Here is a 19,803-nt window from a genome sequence, read left to right on the forward strand (position 1 = left end):
CGGCTTCATTCCTTGATTATCGAGACTCCTACATAGTAGGTCTGCAGTATTTTTTTGTAATCATAGCCAAGCTCCGCATAGCCTTTAGCACCCCATTGCGACATCCCGAGACCGTGCCCAAAGCCGGTCCCTTTGAAAATAAATGTCGATTCCTTATCGGTTGCCCGCACCTGGCCGCTTCCGTTCAGAACGAACATTTGCGAGCCTGACACCGGCTCCGCCGTTGAAGCTGAGCTTCCGTTCAAGTACACGACAGGCATGGCAGGTGATTGGCTGCGAACCGTTCCGTTCGCTCCCAATATAGTATACCTTCCCGTTTCTTCAATATCAAACCGGGTACTGGGCAAGCTGTTGAATAACGTCCGGAGAGCATCCGGATAAGAGGTTTTCACTACTTGTCCGTTCGCCTTTACCTGTATGGCGCGACCGGAAGGTCCGCGCTCCGAGACTTCCAAATGATCGATCGCTCCGGCAATCGGCTGAGCCAGCGCGCCATTGATTTTGTCCTTGAGCTTGTCGCCCTCATAGGGACCGCGAATCCAGGAGTAGGCGTTCGATTCGACCGCCTGGTCGAAAACGACGAATCGGTCCCCAATATCCACCTTAAACAATGCGGGGTTCCCTGAATTGTCCACGTAAGGAGCGGAACGTACACTGACCCCCGTGTCTGTTGCTTCATAATACGGCAAACCCGCCGCATTCTTCTTCCCCGTATCCCGCGCATAATTGGAATGAATATACCCCATATTGCCGTTAGGCAGCACAATACGGTACCACACCGCTTTGCCTTTCTCAGCGCCCTCATCCGGCGTGGCCACGCTCTTCAAGTAATCGACCTTATTTCCCCAAACCTCGGAAGAATCGGCGGTTAACCCTCCGGCATTCGAATAAAACAGGGGCGAAATCAATCCGCCTTGATCGGCCAGCACTTCACCCTCGGTTCCTTGCACCGCATCGGAAGCCGAAGCGAACTCCACTGCAGCCCCCTTGTAGGCCTGATCCAGCGTCGTGTCCGTCACATGGGCAATTTGATATTTCACACCCTGTTTCAATGCATACGTACGCGCAGCCACGGCTTGTGCTTTCAAAGCTTCGAGAGGCCAGTCCTTACTGAGCTCGGAGCTGACCACCGAGACCAAATATTGCTCGAATGGAAGCTCGTTAATAACCGCCAGCTTCCCGTTCAGCTGGGACAGCTCTATCGAACCCCGGTAGCTCCTCGCGGAGCGTTCCTCCACTTTGATTGTGGAGCCCGCCTTCGACGACACCGTCAGCTTACCGCTGCCGCCTCCTCCCAGCATCAGCTGGGTTTGTTCCACGATCCCAACCGCAGCTTTATCGAGCGCCTTGCGCTTGAGGGCATACGTTTGGGCAGCGTCCACAGGCTGCAGCGCGACCGATGGCAGAGCAGCGTTTATTTGCTGCTTGGCTGCACTCAGCTCTGCTGCATCGGAGGCTGAAGAGGTCAGCACGGCATAGGCTGTACCATCTGCCGTCTCCAGATAGGCCACATCCGCTTCAAAGCCGGCTTGGCTAATGACCACAGCTTGTGCGGCAGCGGCGTCCTCCGAGGCGAATACGCCGGCATTCCAATGCAACGGTCCGGTTACCCGAGGCGCAAAGCCCGCAATGGTATCCGCAGCGGATGTAACCATCGAAGCCTTCTTTACTGCGGCTGCAGCAGCTTCCTTCGTGGTATAAGGCCCGGACAATAATTGATAGACCGGCTTGCCTTGTCTATCCCTCTTCAAGATCAGACTATCTTCTTTGGCAGCTGTCAGCTTGGCAGCGGCAGCCTTGACTTGCGCCGCATCCGCGCTCTCGAGAAGCAGCGCCCGGTAAGCTTCCAGCGCTGCTTTCACCTGCTGATTGCCCGAAGTCAAAGCCAGAGCGGCTCCCGCTTTGCTCTTGCCCCCTGTAAAGCCGGCATCCAAGCCTTTATCGGAGGATAACGTAACCGCCGGTGTCGTATCGCTGTATTTTCCCGTCTCTATGAATAATGCTACTCTTATATTATCGACCTTGGGTAAAGCAGCGGCATATACCGAAGTTGAAGGAAGCAGCGCGAACGCGGCTGCACCTGCAATGACACTGCCGAGGCATAAAGACCATGTCCAATGCTGTAAGGAACCCAAGGAAGGTCGCAGTTTCCCCATGTACGGCATTCCCCTCTCAAAGTTATAGGCATCCGGGCATCCGGGGTTCAAGCCTCCCCAGTTGCCTCGGCTAACGGTTATCAGGCACAGGAAGCCCTAGATGCTGATAGGCCAGGTGGGTAGCTACGCGCCCACGCGGGGTGCGCTGCAGAAATCCGATTTGCAGCAAGTAAGGCTCGTATACATCCTCGATCGTCTGGCTTTCCTCGCCAATGGTCGCGGCAATCGTATCCAGTCCGACCGGCCCCCCCTGGAAGCTCATAATGATCGCCCGCAGCATTTTATGGTCAATGTCGTCGAGACCCAAATGGTCCACCTGAATGCCCAGCAAAGCCTTACGGGCAATGTCCAGCGTAATGATCCCGTCCCCTTTGACCTGGGCGTAATCCCTTACGCGTTTCAGGAGGCGGTTGGCGATACGTGGCGTCCCGCGGGATCTTTTGCCAATTTCGTCAGAAGCGTCCCCGACAATTTGAACCTGCAAAATATCCGCCGTTCGGCTGACAATATAGGAAAGCTCATCCACGGTATAAAACTCCAGGCGGCTGACCACACCAAAACGGTCTCTTAACGGAGCGGACAGCAGTCCCACGCGTGTCGTCGCTCCGATGAGCGTAAACCTTGGCAAATCCAGACGGACCGAGCGCGCGCTCGGCCCCTTGCCAATGATGATATCCAATGCAAAATCCTCCATCGCCGGATAGAGGACTTCTTCAACGGTTCGGTGGAGGCGATGAATCTCATCGATAAACAGAACATCGCCCTCCTGCAAATTGGTCAAAATTGCGGCCAAATCGCCGGGACGTTCAATAGCCGGACCTGACGTCGTACGCAGGTTCACCCCGAGCTCGTTGGCGATAATGTTGGACAGCGTCGTCTTCCCTAACCCCGGCGGTCCATACAGCAGCACATGATCCAGTGCTTCTTTGCGCAATTTGGCCGCCTCGATATATATCTTCAGGTTTTCCTTTGCTTGCGATTGCCCGATATATTCAGCCAAATACCGCGGACGGAGACTAAGCTCCATCGTCTGCTCCTCCATCATCAGATGGGCAGAAATAATCCGGTCATCCATGGTGTTGTCCCCCTCTTAGCGCATCGACTGCTGGTACAGCGCCTGCAGCGCCAGCTTCATGACCGCATCAACCGTCTCGCCGCCAATCAGCTTCGGCTTAATCGCCTGCCCTGCACGGTCTGCCTCCGCCTCGGTATAGCCAAGCGCAAGCAGCGCAGCCTTCGCCTCGCTCCACGAATTGACTCCCTGCGGCGCCGCGAACAGATCGTCTCCGCCGTTAAAAGCGGACAGAGATTCCGTTGGAACGGAAATGCCGCCGAGCTTATCTTTCAAATCCAATACAATCCGCTGTGCTGTTTTACGTCCGATTCCCGGAAGCTTGGTCAAAAAATTAAGGTTCTCCTGCTGAATAGCCGCAGCGATAACCTCCGGCCGTCCGCCCCCTGCAAGGATGCCGATGGCTACCTTCGGTCCGATCCCGTTCACCTCAATCAGCAGACGAAACAACGATTGCTCCTCCCGATTGACAAAGCCGAACAGCAGGTGAGCATCCTCACGAACCTGATAATGTGTAAAAAGAGTCGTTTCCTCCCCCTCCTTCAAGGAAGCGGAATAAGGATTCGCACAATAAACACGATAGCCGACGCCTCTGACGTCCATGACGACAAAATCTATTTCCCTATGTACAATCGTTCCTCTTAAAAAGTCGATCATCGTTTGGTTACCTCGTTCATTTTTTGTTGAAGCGTCGAAGCATGGGCATGACATATGGCAATTGCCAGCGCATCGGCCACGTCATCTGGCTTGGGCGCCGCCGAAAGATGCAGCAGCATACGTACCATCTCCTGCACCTGCTTCTTTTCCGCCTTCCCGTAACCGACAACCGACTGCTTTACCTGCAGAGGCGTGTACTCCGCGATAGCAATGCCTTTCTGTACGGCAGCCAGCATGAGAACTCCCCTCGCTTGACCTACCGTAAAAGCGGTCGTTACATTGCGATTAAAAAACAATTTCTCAATCGCCACCGCATCCGGCTTATATTTGTCCAACAGCTGAACTGTCGCATCATAAACCATCTGCAGCCGTACTGCATTATCCGTATGCGCCTCGGTCTGAATACAGCCGTACTGTACCGGAACGAGCCGCGAGCCTTCCTTATCTATAAACCCGAAACCGACAATCGCTATGCCCGGGTCAATCCCCATAATACGCAACCGCTGCACTCTCCCATTCCAAAAGCGAACATATGTGTTCACCTGCCATTATAGCAGATATTGTCCCGTGTGACACGCCCTAAAAGACATAAATCCCTTAACATAGAAAAAAACGAACCCCGGCTTGGAGCCGAAAGTTCGTTTTCTGTTTACTTCATATCAGGCCGGGATTCGACAACAGCGAAATCAGCAAAGGTGGACAACACACTGTTATATTCGTCCAGATTATTGACAGGAATGCCACGGTACAGCTGCTTCACCGTCTCTTTCGGCAAACTGCTTTCCAAGTACTGGATATCGAGCTGAAAAAAGGTCCGAATCACCTGATTTCCCCCAGGCACACCTTCAAACAAAGATAGATTGCCGCTCGCATCCAAACCGAAATAGGCATTATTTTTGCATTGAGGCGACAAATCCTCGACCCTTTCCGTAAAATAAACTTGTCCGGCTTCGCCGAGTGTTACCGTCAACTCTGGATGCTCCTTGTGATATTGCAGCATTTGCTCAGATGTCAACATTCCGAGCAGCTGCAGCTCTTCGCCGCAAACATATGCCTTTTTCGAATAGGTCTCCTGCTGCCCAACGACCTGGCCGATGACCCTCCTTACTTCTTCCTCCGGCTGCTGCTGAACCGCCTGGGCTAATCCACGGCCAAACACCGACTGCTCTTTATCCTTCGACCACTCTGTAGAAAATGTCCCTTGATGCAAGAGGGTCAACGCGATCATGGGAAGTCCCGCAACAACGAGCACACACGCCAAAGTGATCCAGCGACGCTTCCAACGCAGCTTTTTTTTAATTTTGTTTAGCAAGTTGAGAAGAATCATCCGCATCCCCTTCAATTCTTTTTTTACCATTTTCTCCATCTGCTAGTCTCTTTATACGAATGTGCGCGTTGAGGACTGCGAATGCCTCTTTGTCAGCAGCAAAAAACCGGGAGCGCGAGCTCCCGGCTGAATCCGGCAATCTTTAGACAATGACACGTGTTAGACGTTAATCCACGGCGAACGTTTCGCTTTGGGTTTGGAAGCCGCGACGCGGCTGCTTGTTTTCTGGGAAGAACGGGTGTTGCTTGCTGCCGCGCGATTTTTTTTGTTGCTGCCTGAAGATTGGAACGCTTCTTTGTCCGAAGAGGAACGGGAGACGGAATCCAACGATACCCGTTCTTCCTGCTCTTCACCTCTGGACTTATGGCCACCACAGCCGCAATCCCCGTCATGGCCGCCGTAAGGGAATCCGCCATACGGGTTCCCCATTGGAAAACCATGGTGCATCGGGTACATCCCGCCTGGGTAAGCGGAAGTCATAGCCATCGGATGATCGTAGCCCGGAAACGACGGATGATCCATCGCAGGCATCATGCCTGGAAAGCCTTGACCCGGGTACATCATTTGTGGGTGACCGCCATGAGGATACTCATGCGGTTCATAACCCATGACCGGCATTTCGGCATGAGCCCCAAGCGGATAAGGAATCGGTTGATTGAATCCTGGCATTTGCGATCCTCCGCAGCCGCAATCCTTGAAGTGCATAGGTGTCGTATAGGCAGGCAGCATCTGTGCGGGATAGCCCCCAAACGGCATCTGCTCAGCCGAAGGCATCGTTGGAAATGACGGAGCTGCCTGCTGCGGCCAGGCTGCCTGATTCATATCGTTAAAATGGTGCGACATCACCTCCGTAGCCGGTACCTGAAACTGCTGAAACAGGTCCATTGATGGCTGCTGTGCCGAAAAGTTCGGCATCATATTGGAGGGGACTTCCGGCATCAAATCCGGCACTTGCTCGGAAAAAGGGCTCACATAAACAGGCTGATTCTGATTCACTTCGGCTGCCGGAGACGTCATCGTAAAGGGAGAATAAGGTGACGGAACATTAGGGCCTTGGTGGGAGGGCATTTCAATATTAGGGCCTTGGTGAAAAGGCATTTCCATATTGGGACCTTGGTTGTATGGCATTTCCACATTAGGCTCTTGATGAATCGGCATTTCCATGTTAGGACCGTGCTCGAATGGCATCTCCATATTAGGTACGGTATGATATGGCATTTCCATGTTGGGAGCCTGGTTCAGCGGAAGCTCCATTGCAGGTCCCGGATGATACGGCATTTCCATATTAGGAGCCTGCTGCTGCGGCATTTCCATGTTAGGTACATTGGGCAAATTCGGGAACGGCATCGGCATCAAGGGCATTTCAGGAGCCGGTGCCATCTCTGTAGGCATGTTCACTGGAGGAGTCGGCATCGGCACTGGCATCGGAGCAGGCATCGTTTGAATCGGGGCCGTATTTTTCTTATGTCCATGACCCCCATGATAGTGTTGATGCTGAGAGGGATGGTGGCCGGATTGCGGTTTGACCTTCGGTATATACACCGTTTCTCCCGTCATCAGTACGCTTGGATTTTTGAGCTGTGGGTTGGCCTCGATCATATCGTTAAGCGGAACATTCCAGGCTTTGCCCAGCTTCCATAACGTATCTCCCTGCATGACGATATGTTTGTAAAGATAATCTGACGGCGGCTCCACCGGCTTCGGGTTGGTCGGGATTTTCACCTTCATTCCGACATCAATCACATTGGGATCGGCGATTTGGGTGTTCAACGCGATAAGCGCATCGAGATCGACATTGTATTTTTGCGCAATTTGGTAGAGAGTGTCGCCTTTCTTGACCATATGGATTTTCACTGCACAAACCTCCTTCAAGTTTTCACTTCAGCAGCCCTTCTCCATCGACACGTTCGTTCCAGAGAACACTACTTTGCCGCCGTGTGCAAGCAGGTACCGTTGACTGGCCCACCGTTCACACGCGACGAAATAAAATGACAATACAGCTTATGCAGGCTGGTGGGCATTTGACCATCGGTTCAAGCAAAAAATTCAATTCCCCCCATGAAAATCGTCCTTCAAGTCAAAAAAGTCCTTTCCCCGCCTACGCAAAAAAAGCAAGAGGAGTCCGTCTCCCCTTACAGGAATCAGGCTTCTTCTTGCTCATTGTATGTGAGAAGGCTTGTCGCTTATTCGTAAACTTTAACGCCGTCTACTTCAACCAGCTTGCGGAATTCCTTCAGCAGGTTTGTTGTGATCGGACCCGCCTTGCCTTCCCCGATAATTCTGGCATCGACCTCCCGTACCGCAATAACCTCAGCAGCTGTCCCGGTAAAGAACACCTCATCGGCTACGTAGACATCGTGCAGGGTAAACGGCTCTTCCTTCACCTTGTAGCCCAGATTGGCGCACAATTCGATAATGGCCGCACGGGTAATGCCTTCGAGAGCGCCGACATAGCAAGGCGGGGTAAAGACGACACCTCTTTTGACGATAAAAATATTGTCCGAGGAGCCTTCCGCCACGTAGCCCTGCGAGTTCAGCATAATCGCTTCTCCCACGCCCGCAAGGTTGGCTTGTATTTTAACTAAAATATTGTTTAAGTAGTTCAAGGATTTGATCTTCGGGTTCAACGCATCCGGTACGTTGCGCCGGGTTGACACCGATACCGTCTTCAGCCCGTTGATGTAGGCTTCCTCCGGATAAATCGACAGCTGCTCTACGATAAGGATCACATTCGCTTTGGGAGAACGGCGCGGGTCCAGACCCAAATCTCCGGGGCCGCGCGAAACAACCAGCCGTATGTATCCGTCTCTAAGCTCATTGCGGCGGATCGTTTCGATCAGCACCTGCCGCAGCTCGTCTTGAGAGAGCGGAATCGTCAGCATAATCGATTTAGCCGAATCGTATAGGCGATCCAAGTGTTCATTGCATTTGAAAATATTGCCGTTATACATCCGAATCCCCTCGAAAATCCCGTCACCATACAAAAAACCGTGGTCATAGACTGAAATTTGAGCATCCGCTTTGCTGACATATTTTCCATTCAAATAAATCACTTGTGCCATACCTTACTTACACCTCCGAATGTACAGGCTCATAAGAATAGGTCGGATAACAGCCCAATAGGCGTACCTGACAGCCGATCGCTTCAATTTCCTGAAGGGCTGCCGGAAGTAAAACGGAATCCATAGACGCTTCCACATCGATATAAAAATAATAGGTGCCCAGCTTCTTCTTCGTCGGTCTCGACTCAATCTTCGACAAGTTGATCCGGCGCCATGCAAAGGCGGACAATAGCTGGTGCAGACCGCCCGGATAATCATCCGGCAGCGTAACGATAATCGTCGTTTTGGTAAAATCCGGCGCTCTTCCCGGGAGCTGGATCGGCTCGTTGCCTACCAGCAAAAACCGGGTATAGTTATTCTGATGATCCTGCACCGCGGGAGCCCACGTATGGAGTCCGTACAGCATCCCCGCTCCGTTCGGCGCCAATGCGGCCACATCCGGGCGACCCAGCTCACTGACAAGCCGGGCCGCTTCCCCGTTGCTGCCTACTTGCTCCAGCTCCACATGCGGCAAATATTTGCGTAAAAACTGCCGGCATTGGGTCAGGGTTACGCCATGGGAAATGATTTTGGTCAGGCCGCTGCAGCTGGCCTCGAGATTTCCTTTCCCTGCGCCAATCCCGAGCAGGTTAATAGAAATAGGAAACACCCACTCCGCTTGCATCGGCAAATCCACTTCGTGAATCAGCCAATCCAGGTGGAGCCGAACAGATCCGTCAAACGTATTCTCAATCGGAATGACGCTGTAATCCGTTTCCCCGTTGACCGTTGACATAAACACATCGTCAATCAGCTTACAGTTCACGTACTCGTACGTCTCTCCGCTGCCCAAGAAGCTGTGGGCTGATTCCTCCGTGAATGTACCCGGACCTAAAAGCGCAATTCGCTTCATCCGCGGACATCTCCTTTGATGTTTTCGATTAATGTACACCCTGCATCAAAGTGTGTCAACACCTGCACGCCGCCGCGATCCGGGTTCAGCCAGAGCAGCGTGGCCTCTATCTGCTCGGTCGCCAGCGTATCGAGCAGGAACTGCTCCAGCTCCGCCTTGCGGGAGCTGCTGCGGTCTACGAGCGCGAGCATCGTAGGGCCCGCGCCGCTCAAGGCTACGCCGAGGGCTCCGTGATCCGTCGCCTCGGCGAGAATCTTGGCCAGCCCTGGCACGAGGGCGGCCCGGTAAGGCTGGTGCAGCGCGTCTTTCATCGCGCGCGGAATCATGTCGAGCCGCCCGGTGCACAGGGCGGCGACAAGCACGGACGAATGGCCGACGTTGAAGACGGCGTTCGTCAGGCTCTGCTCGCGCGGCAGGACATGCCGCGCTTTCTCGGTTGCCAGCTGGAAGTGCGGGATGGCCACCAGCACTTCCAGCCTCTCATCCGGCTCGACGCGGATATACTCCGCGCGCTGCCCGTCCCAGAAGGCGACGACCAGTCCGCCGAAGAGGGACGCCCCGACGTTATCGGGGTGGTCCTCGAGCTCCGTCGCCAGCTGAAAGAGCGTATCATCGGACAAGGGACTGCCGATGAGCGCATTGGCGGCCGCCAAGCCGCCGACGATCGCTGCCGCACTGCTGCCAAGGCCCCGTGTCAGCGGGATATCGCTGTACATCGCGATCTCCAGCTCCGGATGCTGCACTCCCGCCTTCTCGAATACCAGCTGGGCCACTTTATAAATTAAATTGGTTTTATCCGTTGCAATGCCTTCCACCTGATCGCCGAACAAATGAATCTTCGTTTGCTCCGCAAAGCCCATCTCGATCCATTCGTATAAATCCAGCGCCATGCCTAGCGTGTCAAAGCCAGGTCCAAGATTCGCCGTGCTCGCCGGTACTTTGACATAAACCTTCCGATTAGCTGCATTTGTGTTCGCATTTACTCCCATGAATCAGTACCTTACCCCTCTACCCGATACACGCTCTTGATGGAATGTACGACATCCATCGCGTCGAACTGCTTCAATACTTTCTTCATTGCCGCTTGATTCGCATCGTGAGTAATGATGATGATTTCCGCCTTCGGGTTCGTTTTGTTCGGATGCTGCAGCACCGATTCCAGGCTGACCTCATGCTCGGCAAACACCTGTGTAATTTGCGCCAGTACGCCTGCTTTATCTTCCACGTGAAGCAAAATAAAGTTTTTGGAAGAAATCTGCTCATCGGACTTCAATTTCTTTTCTTTATAAGGCGCAAATCCGCGACGTCCGTTGATGCCAAGCTTCAGGTTGCGAACAACGGCAACCAGGTCAGCAACTATGGATGTGGCTGTAGGCAGCTCACCCGCCCCGGGTCCGTAGAACATCGTCTCCCCTACCGCCTCACCGTACACGTAAACTGCGTTGAACACGCCGTTCACAGACGCCAATGGATGGGACTGCTTCACCATCGTAGGCTGCACACTGATGCTGATATGGTCATCCTGCGACTCGGCGATACCGAGCAGCTTCACTTCATAGCCCAGACGCTTCCCGTATGCAATGTCTTCCTTGGTCACTTGACTGATGCCGCGAACCGATACGTCGCTCAAATCCACATTGGCATGAAAGCCCAGTCTGCCGAGAATCGTCATCTTCCGAGCGGCATCAAAGCCCTCCACATCGGATGTCGGGTCGGCTTCTGCATAACCGAGGTCCTGCGCTTCCTTCAATACGTCGTCATAAGCCGCACCCTCTTGGCTCATTTTGGTCATAATGTAGTTGGTCGTCCCGTTCACAATTCCCATGATTTTGGTAATTCGGTCAGAGGACAATCCTTCAACCAGCGCACGAATGATCGGGATGCCACCGGCTACACTGGCTTCATACAAGACATCGCAGCCCTTCTCGGACGCCTTGGCCAAAATTTCGGGACCATGCAAAGCCATCAGATCTTTATTTGCCGTAACGATGTGCTTGCCTCTCTCGAGTGATTCCAAAATATATTTCTTGGCAAGATCAATCCCGCCCATCACCTCAACGACGATGTCGATTTCCGGATTCTCAATGACATCCCAAGCATTTTCCGTCAGCTTGTCGCTAGTCACAGCAATGCTTCTGGCCTTGCTTTTATCTTGAACCAAAATTTTAGCAATCTCGAGCGAAGCGCCGGTTTGGCTTAGCACATCCTGCTGACTTCCTTCCACAATACGAACAACACCTGTTCCTACAGTACCCAGGCCCAGTAGGCCGACTTTGATTGGTTTCATGTTCAATTCCCTCCTAGTGTAATTGCCTTATTGCTCACTCTAGCCTTGCCCAACGACAGCTGCGCGGCTGACGCCGTCCTGCTCGCGAAGCTTCTCCAATAAGTGGGCTACGGTTTCCGCCATAAGCGACGTTTCGACCGAAATCACCACATTCGCAACCCCCTGCAGAGGGATCGTCTGGTGAATCGTCAGTACGTTGCCCTCCAGCCCCGCTATCATCGCCAGCACTCTGGACAAAATCCCCGAGCGATGCTCCAGATCCATCGAGATCGTAACAATTCGCTCCCGATCCAGCTTGCTTAAGGGGAAGATCCCGTCCTTGTACTTATAAAAGGCGCTTCGGCTCAGTTCCACCTGCTCCACAGCTTCATGAATTGTCTTCACTTCACCGCGGGCCAGCAGTTCCTTGGCCTGCACCGTTTTGATGAGCGCTTCAGGCAAAATATCCTCACGAACCAGATAATACCGTTCGCGGCCGATCTCCGCCTCTTTTTTCTCCAACACAGTAACAGTCCTCTCTAAAAAGACGATTGTTTCTACATAGTGGACATTATATCGAAAATAACCCCTTACGGCAATAGGCATTTTTCGTACTGCTGTAAGTTTCCACATCTGTACGCTGTTCAATGCCAACCCATTCGTGATACATTGGGATACATATGGAAGCACGGGAGGCCTCGCTCTACCCGATACCGCTTTGAAAAGGAGAGAAGCGCCTTGATCCGCGCACGTATGATGGCTACCGCCATGCTTTTTAACGGCAATGATTTACTGATGATGAAACGGTCATTGACCCGAACCTTGAACCCGGGCATGTGGGCCGCCGTTGGCGGTCACCTGGAGCCTGAGGAAATAAATGACCCGCGCACCGCCTGCCTGCGCGAAATCTTTGAAGAAACCGGCCTGCAGCCTCATGAAATTCTCGATCTGCAGCTGCAATATATTCTGATCCGATTGAATCAAAATGAAATCCGGCAGCAGTTTATTTATACCGCCCACACTGCACGGAGGGATGTTCTTCAGACGGACGAAGGCGTGCTGCACTGGATTCCTCGGGAGCAGGTGCTCCAAAGGGATATTCCGTTTATTTTCCACACCTTGCTGGCCCATTATTTCACTAACGGCCCCGCTCCTCACATCTGGGTAGGCAGTGCAGGGTATGACAGCAGCAAACAGCCTGCCGTATTATGGACACCGCTCGTCGATCCGCTGATGAACTAGCAGCCTTTTCTTAAAGCCTAGCAAGGCTTATTTATTCCCCGGACTTCGACATGACCGCCCTGGACTCATTCGCCCCTTTAACCATCAGGTAGTACAAATTGCACGCGCCCCGCATGCTTTGCACAGCAAAAAACCGTAAGGACGCATTTCGTCTGCTCCCTACGGTTTTTTTGTCACGGATTGTCACCTGCTAATTCGCCTGCTTTCTCGGACGAAACTCGCTTTTGTTGCTCATTTCACACCATTTGTTCAATACCTTCAACGCCTCTTTGCGCTGCAAAAGCGATCGGGCCAATTGGAACCCCTCCTCATAGGAAGCCACCTTATCGAACCAATACAACCGCAGTCCCGCATTAAAAATGACATGCTCTCTCTCGTTCTTGATGTCATCCGAATCGTCGCCTGCAATGACTCGGGCCATCAAACGAAGCTGCTCCTCCTTGCTGCATTTCTCAAGCATGTCGCCCTGAAAACCGAATGTAACCGGATCAATGCTGCTGGATTCGTCGCCCCAGGCAGTCACCTTGCGAATCGAGCTTGTTTTATAAATCGGCAAATCCTCCGAGCCTTCAATCCCTTGTACAATATAGGCCGTTTCAAAGCCTGATTTCGGCAGCAGGTGAATCAAATGGTCCATCGCCGTCTTGTGATTGACGCCAATAATAATATTTTGCGAGTGTACCGGATTCATCACCTTTTCAACCGTATTGAAAAAGGTTCGCAGCCCCATCTGCTCCCGAATATGCCGCACTCTGCTGAATGGAGGACAGATCAGATCCGTCCAGATGAACCCGATGTTCAACGTTAAAAATATTTTTTCCCATTCCTTGGCCTCCAGCTCCACCTGAATGCCCAGCCCTTCCAGCAGCTCCTTCAAGGACTGTCCCAGCTTCGGCGGAAGCGACTCGCTCCCATGAAGCACCTGCGGAAAGCCTACAGAAGCAATAAGCAGACTGACCGGGAGTGTAATCGGGAAATAATGGCGGCCATCGTAAGGTCCCGCGCAGTTCAATGAGTTCGAAAACGAGCGGTACGGAAGCGAGTACTTGCGAAATACATCAATAAAGCCCATCATCTCCTCGTCCGCCTCGCCTTTCATCCGCATCGCCATAAGAAAGGCTGCCGTTTGCGCATCCGTAGCCTCTCCCCGCGCAATCGCGTGAGCGGCGGCAACCGCTTCATCATAAGTAAGATGACGCGAGCCTGTTTTACCTGTACCTATCGTTTTAATCCATTGCTTCATGATGTCACCTCATTTCGGAGTCGGATCGGGGAGCGTGTTCTGTCTGAATAATTAGAGCAAAGGCTTTGTGAACACGCTCTTTTATAAGTAAAGAGCAAAATCGTAAGCAGAATCTGCTTACGAATGGACCTGAACCGATGAACTATATTGTCTGGGAACGGTGTGCACCGTGAGCGAGAAAAAATCCTTCACGCCTTAAGACGGGGCGATCTGCACGGCACAAACCTTGAACTCCGGCATCCTGCAGACAGGATCCAAGGAAGGGTTGGTCAAACGGTTAATGCATCCGTCCCCGCCCCAATGCATAGCAACGAAGACGGTATCCAGCCGGATCTTGGATGAAACCTTTACTTTCAACCGGATGCTGCCCCGCTTCGAGGCCACCTTGGCATGACCGCCATGGACCAGCCCGAGCTCAGCCGCTGCATCGGGATGAATTTCGAGCAAGGGCTCCGGGTATTTGGAGTTGAGCTCAGGGGTATTCCGTGTCTGAACACCGGATAAATAGTGCTGCAGCACACGTCCGGTCGTTAGCAGGTACGGATACTTCCTGTTCGCCACCTCCTTCGGGTTCTGATGCTCGATCGGCGCCAGTTTTGCCTTACCGTCCGCATGCGCGAACCCGTCCTCGAACATCCGAGGCGTCCCTGCATGCGCCTCCTCCGGACAAGGCCAGAACATCCCATGCTGCTGCTCCAGCCTCTCATAGGTCATGCCGTAGTAGTCAGCCTTGCCTCCCTTGGAGGCTATCCTTAGTTCATCAAATATTTCCTCCGCTGATCGGTATTCAAAGTATTGCCCTTTCCCCAGTACTTGAGCGATATCACAGAGAATGCGCCAATCCAAGCGGGCTTTGCCTGGCAGCGGCTTGACGGCTCTGCGTACCATGACACGTCCCTCAAGCTGTGTCATCGTCCCCTCATCCTCTAAATAAGCGGACCCGGGCAGCAGCATATGAGCAAGCTTTGCCGTTTCCGACTCGAACAAATCGATCACAAGCAGAAACTTCAGCTTTTTCAAAGCCTTCTCTACCAGATGACTGTTGGGATTGGATACGATCGGATTCGAGCCGAGAATAATCAAACCTTTGATTTCCCCCCGATGGATTGCTTCCATCATCTCGTAGGCCGACAGTCCCTTCATCGGCAATTGATCCTCCGGTACCCCCCACACCTTTGCGATATACGCCCTATGCTCCGGGTTTTCGATGAGCCTGTAGCCGGGCAGCTGGTCGGCCTTCTGCCCATGCTCTCGGCCCCCCTGGCCGTTGGCCTGACCTGTGATGGCTCCATAGCCGCAGCCCGGCTTGCCAATCTTGCCGGTGAGCAGCACCAGATTAAGAAAATTCCGTACGTTTGCTACACCGCTTGCATGCTGCTCCACCCCGCGTGCAGTGAATACCATTCCCGTCTCCGCCTCGCCATACATCCGTGCAGCCTCCATGATCGACTGAGGAGAGATGCCGGTTAGAGCGGCGACCTCCGAAAGCGATATGCGCTTGAGATGCTCCGCCAGTTCATCGAAGCCGTTGGTCCTCTCCCGAACAAAGCTCTCATCCACATATCCTTCCTCCAGAATCACCTTCAGCATCCCGTTAACAAGCGCCGCATCGTAGCCCGGCTTTACTTTCAGATGGAGGTCGGCGATCGAGCAGGTTGCTGTTTCACGCGGATCAATAACGATGATCTTGCAGCCCTCCTGCCTTGCCTTGCGAAAGTACTGCATGATCGTAGGCTGACATTCGGCAATGTTGGTCCCCGCCAGAATAATGCACTTGGCCAAGGGCACCTCGGATAAGGGATTGGTCAAGCCCCTGTCGATCCCGAACGTCAGGTTGGAGGCCCCGGCGGCGGCCGACATACAAAATCTGCCGTTATAATCAATATATTTCGTCTGCAGAGCGATTCGGGCGAATTTGCCAAGCAAATAGCTCTCTTCGTTCGTTAATGATCCACCGCCATATACGCCGATCGTATCGTTGCCGTACCGCTCCTGCAGCGATTGCACCTGAATCCGGATTTGCTCCAATGCCGACTCCCATGAAACATTCAACAGCTTTCCATCGCGTCCTCTGACCATCGGTTGCTTCAGCCTGCGGTCGTCCAGCACGTGAGTGTGGGCATTCAACCCTTTGACACAAAGTCTTCCATCCGTCACCGGGTCCTCTTTACGGGCTGTCACCGAATACCTGCTGACTCTTATTGATTTTTCTTCATGCAAATTCATTGTGCACTGCACACTGCAATAAGGACATTCGGTCTGTCTCACAATTTCCCGCGGGCTGAGCGAGGCTTGCTGTTTTTGAAAATGCTTAAGGAAGTCGCTCATTTGTTCTCACTCATTTCATCAATAGTTGACGCCGGAACCGGAAGAGGCCCAAGCTTTTCTCCAGCTGCGTGTGATAGCATAAAACACCAGGGTAACGACAAAGACGATGGATGCTACAACGATAAAGCCGGTTACATGCGTCCCCGTCGCTTGCTTCAATGGACCCAGTACGTTGTTCGGTAGCAAAAATCCGCCCAAGCCTCCCGCTGCGCCTACGACCCCTGTCACTACACCGATTTCTTTGGAAAACCGCTGCGGTACCAGTTGAAAAATGGAGCCGTTCCCCATCCCCAGGCAGGCCATCATAACGCTGGTAATAATGAGCATGGTCAAAAAGGAGCTCGGCATTGTGGAAACCGCAAAGGCACAAACCGTAATAATCGAATACAGCAGAAGCATGAACCGCATGCCGCCTATTTTATCTGCAATATAGCCGCCGATAGGACGGAAGAAGCTTCCTGCAATCACAGTGATGGTGACAAGGTAACCGATCTGGACCTTCGTCAAGCCTCCCGCTATCGTTTTATCTCCATATACATCGTAGAAGAAAATGCTGAAGTAGTTAGAAAACCCGACGAAGCCGCCGAACGTAATTGCGTAAAATACGCTGAACCACCAAGTATCCACATTTTTCATCACTGACAAATAGTCGCCCCATTTTTTAGGTGCCGGTTGGTTCGGAGCATCCTTGGCCATAAAGCAATAAACGATAAGAACAAGCAGCAAAGGGATAATCGTCAGGCCGAAAACATTGTGCCAGCCCATGGTCGCTGCCAGCTGAGGTCCAAAAAACGTTGCCAATGCGGTACCGCTGTTGCCCGCTCCGGCAATCCCCATCGCCAATCCCTGGTATTGCGGAGGGTACCAGCGGCTTGCAAGCGATAAGGAAACGGCGAAGCTCGCTCCTGCAATACCGAGTAAAAAGCCGAGCGACTGCACCTGAGTCAAGCTTGTTCCTCCGAGCCAGCCCCACAGCAGCGGGATAATTGTAAGCACCATACCGATAATGCCTGTTTTTCTCGATCCGATCCGATCCGCCAATATCCCCATCGGAATCCGGAAGATTGATCCTCCTAAGGTCGGAATCGCAACCATCGTGGCCTTCTGTGCATCTGTAAGACCAAAGTCTTTGGTGATATACAGCGACAAGGCACCGCATAACACCCAGATCATAAAACTAACATCAAAGTAGAGAAATGCTGACAATAAACTTGGAAAATGCCCCGATTTCCTAAAACTTTTTACATCCACTCCACATTACCTCCTAATTATAACTCTTTTTTTAGTTTTCGTGTACTATTTATGTGAGGATTAATAACATAATCCTAATATACATTTTGGTTCCGAAAAATTCAATGGCTTTCAATAAAAAAAGTTCATGTTTTTAATTGATTTTCCATAAAAAATTATCGTTTTATTGATCAAAAACTTTTATTCACGAACATTAAAAAGCAAATCATCTTTGATAGTTCGTGTTATATTGGAAAATAGCCCAAAAATAAACGCCTCCCTCACATGAGCTTAACATGAGAGAAGGCGTTCGATTGAATTATGATCTTTCCTTTTGCATCTAAGTACGAAGCAATTATTCTTTTTCCACGAATTCAAATTCAAAATCACCGATACGAACGGTTTGTCCGTCCTTCGCTCCGCGTTCACGTAGCGCTTGGTCGATTCCTTTTTTCCGTAGAATACGAGCGAAACGCATAACTGCTTCCTCCGTACTGAAATTGGTCCGTTTGATCAGCCTTTCCAGGCTCGGACTTTCCACTACGAAATCCTCATTATCCCGGCGAATCGTATAATCCTCATCATCCTTCGTTTCCAGACGGAATACTTTCCGTTCAGACAGATCGATCAGGTCTTCAACAAGAGGCATTTCCGGAATGGTTTCGAGCAGGTCCGCAACTTTATACAGCAGCTCTTGAACCCCGTTCTTCGTAATCGCGGACATCTCCAAAATTTGAATTTCCTGATTGAGAGCGGCCAGCCGGTTCTTAAATTCAACCAGATGATCTGCCGCTTCGGGCATGTCCATTTTGTTGGCCACGACGATTTGCGGTCTTTCTTCCAGCTTGCTGTTGTAAAGCTTCAGCTCATCATTGATCTTCAGCCAGTCATCAAAAGGATCCCGCCCATCTGTTGCGGCCATATCAATGATATGGACAATGACGCGCGTCCGTTCCACATGCCTCAAAAATTCATGTCCCAAGCCTACGCCTTCATGCGCACCCTCGATCAGCCCCGGCAAGTCCGCCATCACGAAGCTGCGTCCGTCTCCCACATCCACAACACCCAAATTCGGTGTCAAGGTGGTGAAATGGTACGCTCCAATCTTAGGCTGGGCAGCCGAAACAACGGATAGCAAGGTGGATTTCCCTACGCTCGGGAAGCCTACCAAGCCTACATCCGCCATTACCTTCAGCTCAAGCACAACCCAACGCTCCTCGCCTTCCTCGCCATTCTCAGCGATTTCAGGAGCTGGATTGTTCGGTGTCGCGAACCGGATATTTCCTCTACCGCCGCGGCCCCCTTTGGCCACAACGACCTCTTGCCCATGGCGCGTCAGGTCGGCCAAAATTTCTTGACTGTCGTCATCGATCACAACCGTACCCGGCGGCACACGAACGACCATATCGTCCGCATTTGCACCGTGCTGGCTTTTGTTCCGGCCTTTTTCCCCGCGCTCCGCTTTAAAATGCTTCTGGTAACGGAAGTCCATCAGCGTTCGCAAGCCTTCGTCCACGCGAAAGATTACGTCTCCGCCATCTCCGCCGTCTCCGCCTCCCGGACCTCCCTCCGGAACGTACTTCTCCCTTCGAAAAGCAACCAATCCGTCCCCGCCGTCTCCGCCTTTTACATAAATCTTCGCTTTATCTACAAACATGCTCCACCTCTTTATGTATTCAGGGGCACTGCTATTCCAATAACCGCCTGATAATCTTCCATTTGAATATGCCATTGAAGCTGGGGACCATAATGTTCCAGCAGAGGCCTCAGCCTCTCTCGAAACAAAGACGGGTTAATCGCACCCTGATATCGAAAATCAGCGTTAAAAAATTCGGAATCCGCTGTCAACTGAAGTTTCACATGATGTTCGTCTTCCGAGTCATGAGCGTTGCACTTCAATACCTCCAGCATTCCCATTAGCAAACGACTGATGGAATTCGTGTCCTGCATGATCTCATTGAGGCGAATTTCCTGCTCCAATTCCACTTCCAGCAGCAGATCCTTCACCATGGATTGAAAAGAAAACAAGTAAACAACCAGCTCAGGCACGCCTAATTTGGAAATCAGACTCTCTCGCTGCACCTTTATTTTTATTTTCTCCATGAGACCGTCTAATTTATCATATTTTTTTAATTTCACGTAGCCGAACAGCAGTTGGATTTCATTCATCCAATCGTGACGGTAGTGATTAAACAAGGAGATGACGTGAAGGTGATGTTCCTTCCCCCAATCATCAGTAGGCAGCTTTGGAAAAGCCGTCTCCAAAGCCAATTTATCCGCTTGCTCGCTGCTGCTCGTACGATTCGAGTTCATTGCTCTACCTCTTTC

At 52.0% G+C, this 19,803-nt stretch carries 17 protein-coding genes; 1 reads left to right on the plus strand and 16 read right to left on the minus strand.

What is annotated here, in order from left to right:
- Positions 1-5 precede the first annotated feature (5 nt).
- The 11 genes from CF651_RS08240 to CF651_RS08290 form a co-directional block, all read right to left on the minus strand.
- Positions 6-2,156, minus strand: a complete 2,151-nt coding sequence (locus CF651_RS08240; protein ID WP_094014377.1) for a SpoIID/LytB domain-containing protein — start codon at positions 2,154-2,156, stop codon at positions 6-8.
- Positions 2,157-2,226: 70 nt separating this feature from the next.
- On the minus strand, positions 2,227-3,231 hold the full coding sequence (gene ruvB, locus CF651_RS08245) for a Holliday junction branch migration DNA helicase RuvB (protein WP_094014378.1): 1,005 nt from the start codon (positions 3,229-3,231) through the stop codon (positions 2,227-2,229).
- Between the two features lie 15 nt (positions 3,232-3,246).
- The gene (ruvA, locus tag CF651_RS08250) at positions 3,247-3,885 is read right to left on the minus strand and encodes a Holliday junction branch migration protein RuvA (protein ID WP_094014379.1); all 639 of its coding nucleotides are present in this window, start codon (positions 3,883-3,885) and stop codon (positions 3,247-3,249) included.
- On the minus strand, positions 3,882-4,385 hold the full coding sequence (ruvC, locus tag CF651_RS08255) for a crossover junction endodeoxyribonuclease RuvC (RefSeq protein WP_094014380.1): 504 nt from the start codon (positions 4,383-4,385) through the stop codon (positions 3,882-3,884). The genes ruvA and ruvC overlap by 4 nt, the downstream gene beginning before the upstream one ends.
- Positions 4,386-4,534: 149 nt before the next feature.
- Entirely contained in the window at positions 4,535-5,251 is a 717-nt protein-coding gene (locus tag CF651_RS08260; protein ID WP_245855777.1) for a BofC C-terminal domain-containing protein, read from the minus strand.
- A gap of 120 nt (positions 5,252-5,371) precedes the next feature.
- Positions 5,372-7,066, minus strand: a complete 1,695-nt coding sequence (locus CF651_RS08265; RefSeq protein WP_094014381.1) for a LysM peptidoglycan-binding domain-containing protein — start codon at positions 7,064-7,066, stop codon at positions 5,372-5,374.
- A 329-nt stretch (positions 7,067-7,395) separates the two neighbouring features.
- Complete coding sequence (gene ilvE / locus CF651_RS08270; protein WP_094014382.1) at positions 7,396-8,274, minus strand: branched-chain-amino-acid transaminase; 879 nt, start codon at positions 8,272-8,274, stop codon at positions 7,396-7,398.
- Between the two features lie 7 nt (positions 8,275-8,281).
- A complete protein-coding gene (pheA, locus tag CF651_RS08275) occupies positions 8,282-9,166 on the minus strand; it encodes a prephenate dehydratase (RefSeq protein ID WP_094014383.1) in 885 nt (294 codons plus the stop codon).
- Positions 9,163-10,155: a homoserine kinase gene (thrB, locus tag CF651_RS08280; protein ID WP_094014384.1), complete on the minus strand. Its 993-nt coding sequence runs from the start codon at positions 10,153-10,155 to the stop codon at positions 9,163-9,165. The genes pheA and thrB overlap by 4 nt, the downstream gene beginning before the upstream one ends.
- 11 nt (positions 10,156-10,166) lie before the next feature.
- Positions 10,167-11,453 (minus strand): homoserine dehydrogenase, encoded by a 1,287-nt coding sequence (locus tag CF651_RS08285; protein ID WP_094014385.1) that lies wholly within the window; start codon positions 11,451-11,453, stop codon positions 10,167-10,169.
- Between the two features lie 39 nt (positions 11,454-11,492).
- The gene (locus CF651_RS08290) at positions 11,493-11,957 is read right to left on the minus strand and encodes an ACT domain-containing protein (RefSeq protein ID WP_245855778.1); all 465 of its coding nucleotides are present in this window, start codon (positions 11,955-11,957) and stop codon (positions 11,493-11,495) included.
- A 213-nt stretch (positions 11,958-12,170) separates the two neighbouring features.
- On the opposite strand from CF651_RS08290, the gene CF651_RS08295 reads away from it, so the two are divergent.
- The gene (locus CF651_RS08295; protein WP_094014387.1) at positions 12,171-12,674 is read left to right on the plus strand and encodes an NUDIX domain-containing protein; all 504 of its coding nucleotides are present in this window, start codon (positions 12,171-12,173) and stop codon (positions 12,672-12,674) included.
- A gap of 190 nt (positions 12,675-12,864) precedes the next feature.
- Here CF651_RS08295 and CF651_RS08300 read toward each other — a convergent pair whose 3' ends face one another.
- From CF651_RS08300 to CF651_RS08320, 5 genes are all read right to left on the minus strand, one after another.
- Positions 12,865-13,917 (minus strand): anthranilate phosphoribosyltransferase, encoded by a 1,053-nt coding sequence (locus CF651_RS08300; protein ID WP_094014388.1) that lies wholly within the window; start codon positions 13,915-13,917, stop codon positions 12,865-12,867.
- 195 nt (positions 13,918-14,112) lie between these two features.
- On the minus strand, positions 14,113-16,245 hold the full coding sequence (gene nasC / locus CF651_RS08305; RefSeq protein WP_094014389.1) for an assimilatory nitrate reductase catalytic subunit NasC: 2,133 nt from the start codon (positions 16,243-16,245) through the stop codon (positions 14,113-14,115).
- An 18-nt stretch (positions 16,246-16,263) separates the two neighbouring features.
- Entirely contained in the window at positions 16,264-17,496 is a 1,233-nt protein-coding gene (locus CF651_RS08310) for an MFS transporter (protein WP_094014390.1), read from the minus strand.
- Between the two features lie 334 nt (positions 17,497-17,830).
- A complete protein-coding gene (obgE, locus tag CF651_RS08315; protein WP_094014391.1) occupies positions 17,831-19,132 on the minus strand; it encodes a GTPase ObgE in 1,302 nt (433 codons plus the stop codon).
- Positions 19,133-19,143: 11 nt separating this feature from the next.
- A complete protein-coding gene (locus CF651_RS08320) occupies positions 19,144-19,788 on the minus strand; it encodes a Spo0B domain-containing protein (protein WP_094014392.1) in 645 nt (214 codons plus the stop codon).
- Positions 19,789-19,803: the final 15 nt, after the last annotated feature.

The organism is Paenibacillus rigui, assembly GCF_002234615.1.
Lineage (GTDB): Bacteria > Bacillota > Bacilli > Paenibacillales > NBRC-103111 > Paenibacillus_S > Paenibacillus_S rigui.

What these genes read in the sequence shown, in the direction of transcription:
- CF651_RS08240 (WP_094014377.1), bottom strand. Translation starts at nt 2,156, where the DNA reads ATGGGGAAACTGCGACCTTCCTTGGGTTCCTTACAGCATTGGACATGG.
- ruvB (WP_094014378.1), bottom strand. Translation starts at nt 3,231, where the DNA reads ATGGATGACCGGATTATTTCTGCCCATCTGATGATGGAGGAGCAGACG.
- ruvA (WP_094014379.1), bottom strand. Translation starts at nt 3,885, where the DNA reads ATGATCGACTTTTTAAGAGGAACGATTGTACATAGGGAAATAGATTTT.
- CF651_RS08260 (WP_245855777.1), bottom strand. Translation starts at nt 5,251, where the DNA reads ATGGAGAAAATGGTAAAAAAAGAATTGAAGGGGATGCGGATGATTCTT.
- ilvE (WP_094014382.1), bottom strand. Translation starts at nt 8,274, where the DNA reads ATGGCACAAGTGATTTATTTGAATGGAAAATATGTCAGCAAAGCGGAT.
- pheA (WP_094014383.1), bottom strand. Translation starts at nt 9,166, where the DNA reads ATGAAGCGAATTGCGCTTTTAGGTCCGGGTACATTCACGGAGGAATCA.
- thrB (WP_094014384.1), bottom strand. Translation starts at nt 10,155, where the DNA reads ATGGGAGTAAATGCGAACACAAATGCAGCTAATCGGAAGGTTTATGTC.
- CF651_RS08285 (WP_094014385.1), bottom strand. Translation starts at nt 11,453, where the DNA reads ATGAAACCAATCAAAGTCGGCCTACTGGGCCTGGGTACTGTAGGAACA.
- CF651_RS08300 (WP_094014388.1), bottom strand. Translation starts at nt 13,917, where the DNA reads ATGAAGCAATGGATTAAAACGATAGGTACAGGTAAAACAGGCTCGCGT.
- nasC (WP_094014389.1), bottom strand. Translation starts at nt 16,245, where the DNA reads ATGAGCGACTTCCTTAAGCATTTTCAAAAACAGCAAGCCTCGCTCAGC.
- obgE (WP_094014391.1), bottom strand. Translation starts at nt 19,132, where the DNA reads ATGTTTGTAGATAAAGCGAAGATTTATGTAAAAGGCGGAGACGGCGGG.
- CF651_RS08320 (WP_094014392.1), bottom strand. Translation starts at nt 19,788, where the DNA reads ATGAACTCGAATCGTACGAGCAGCAGCGAGCAAGCGGATAAATTGGCT.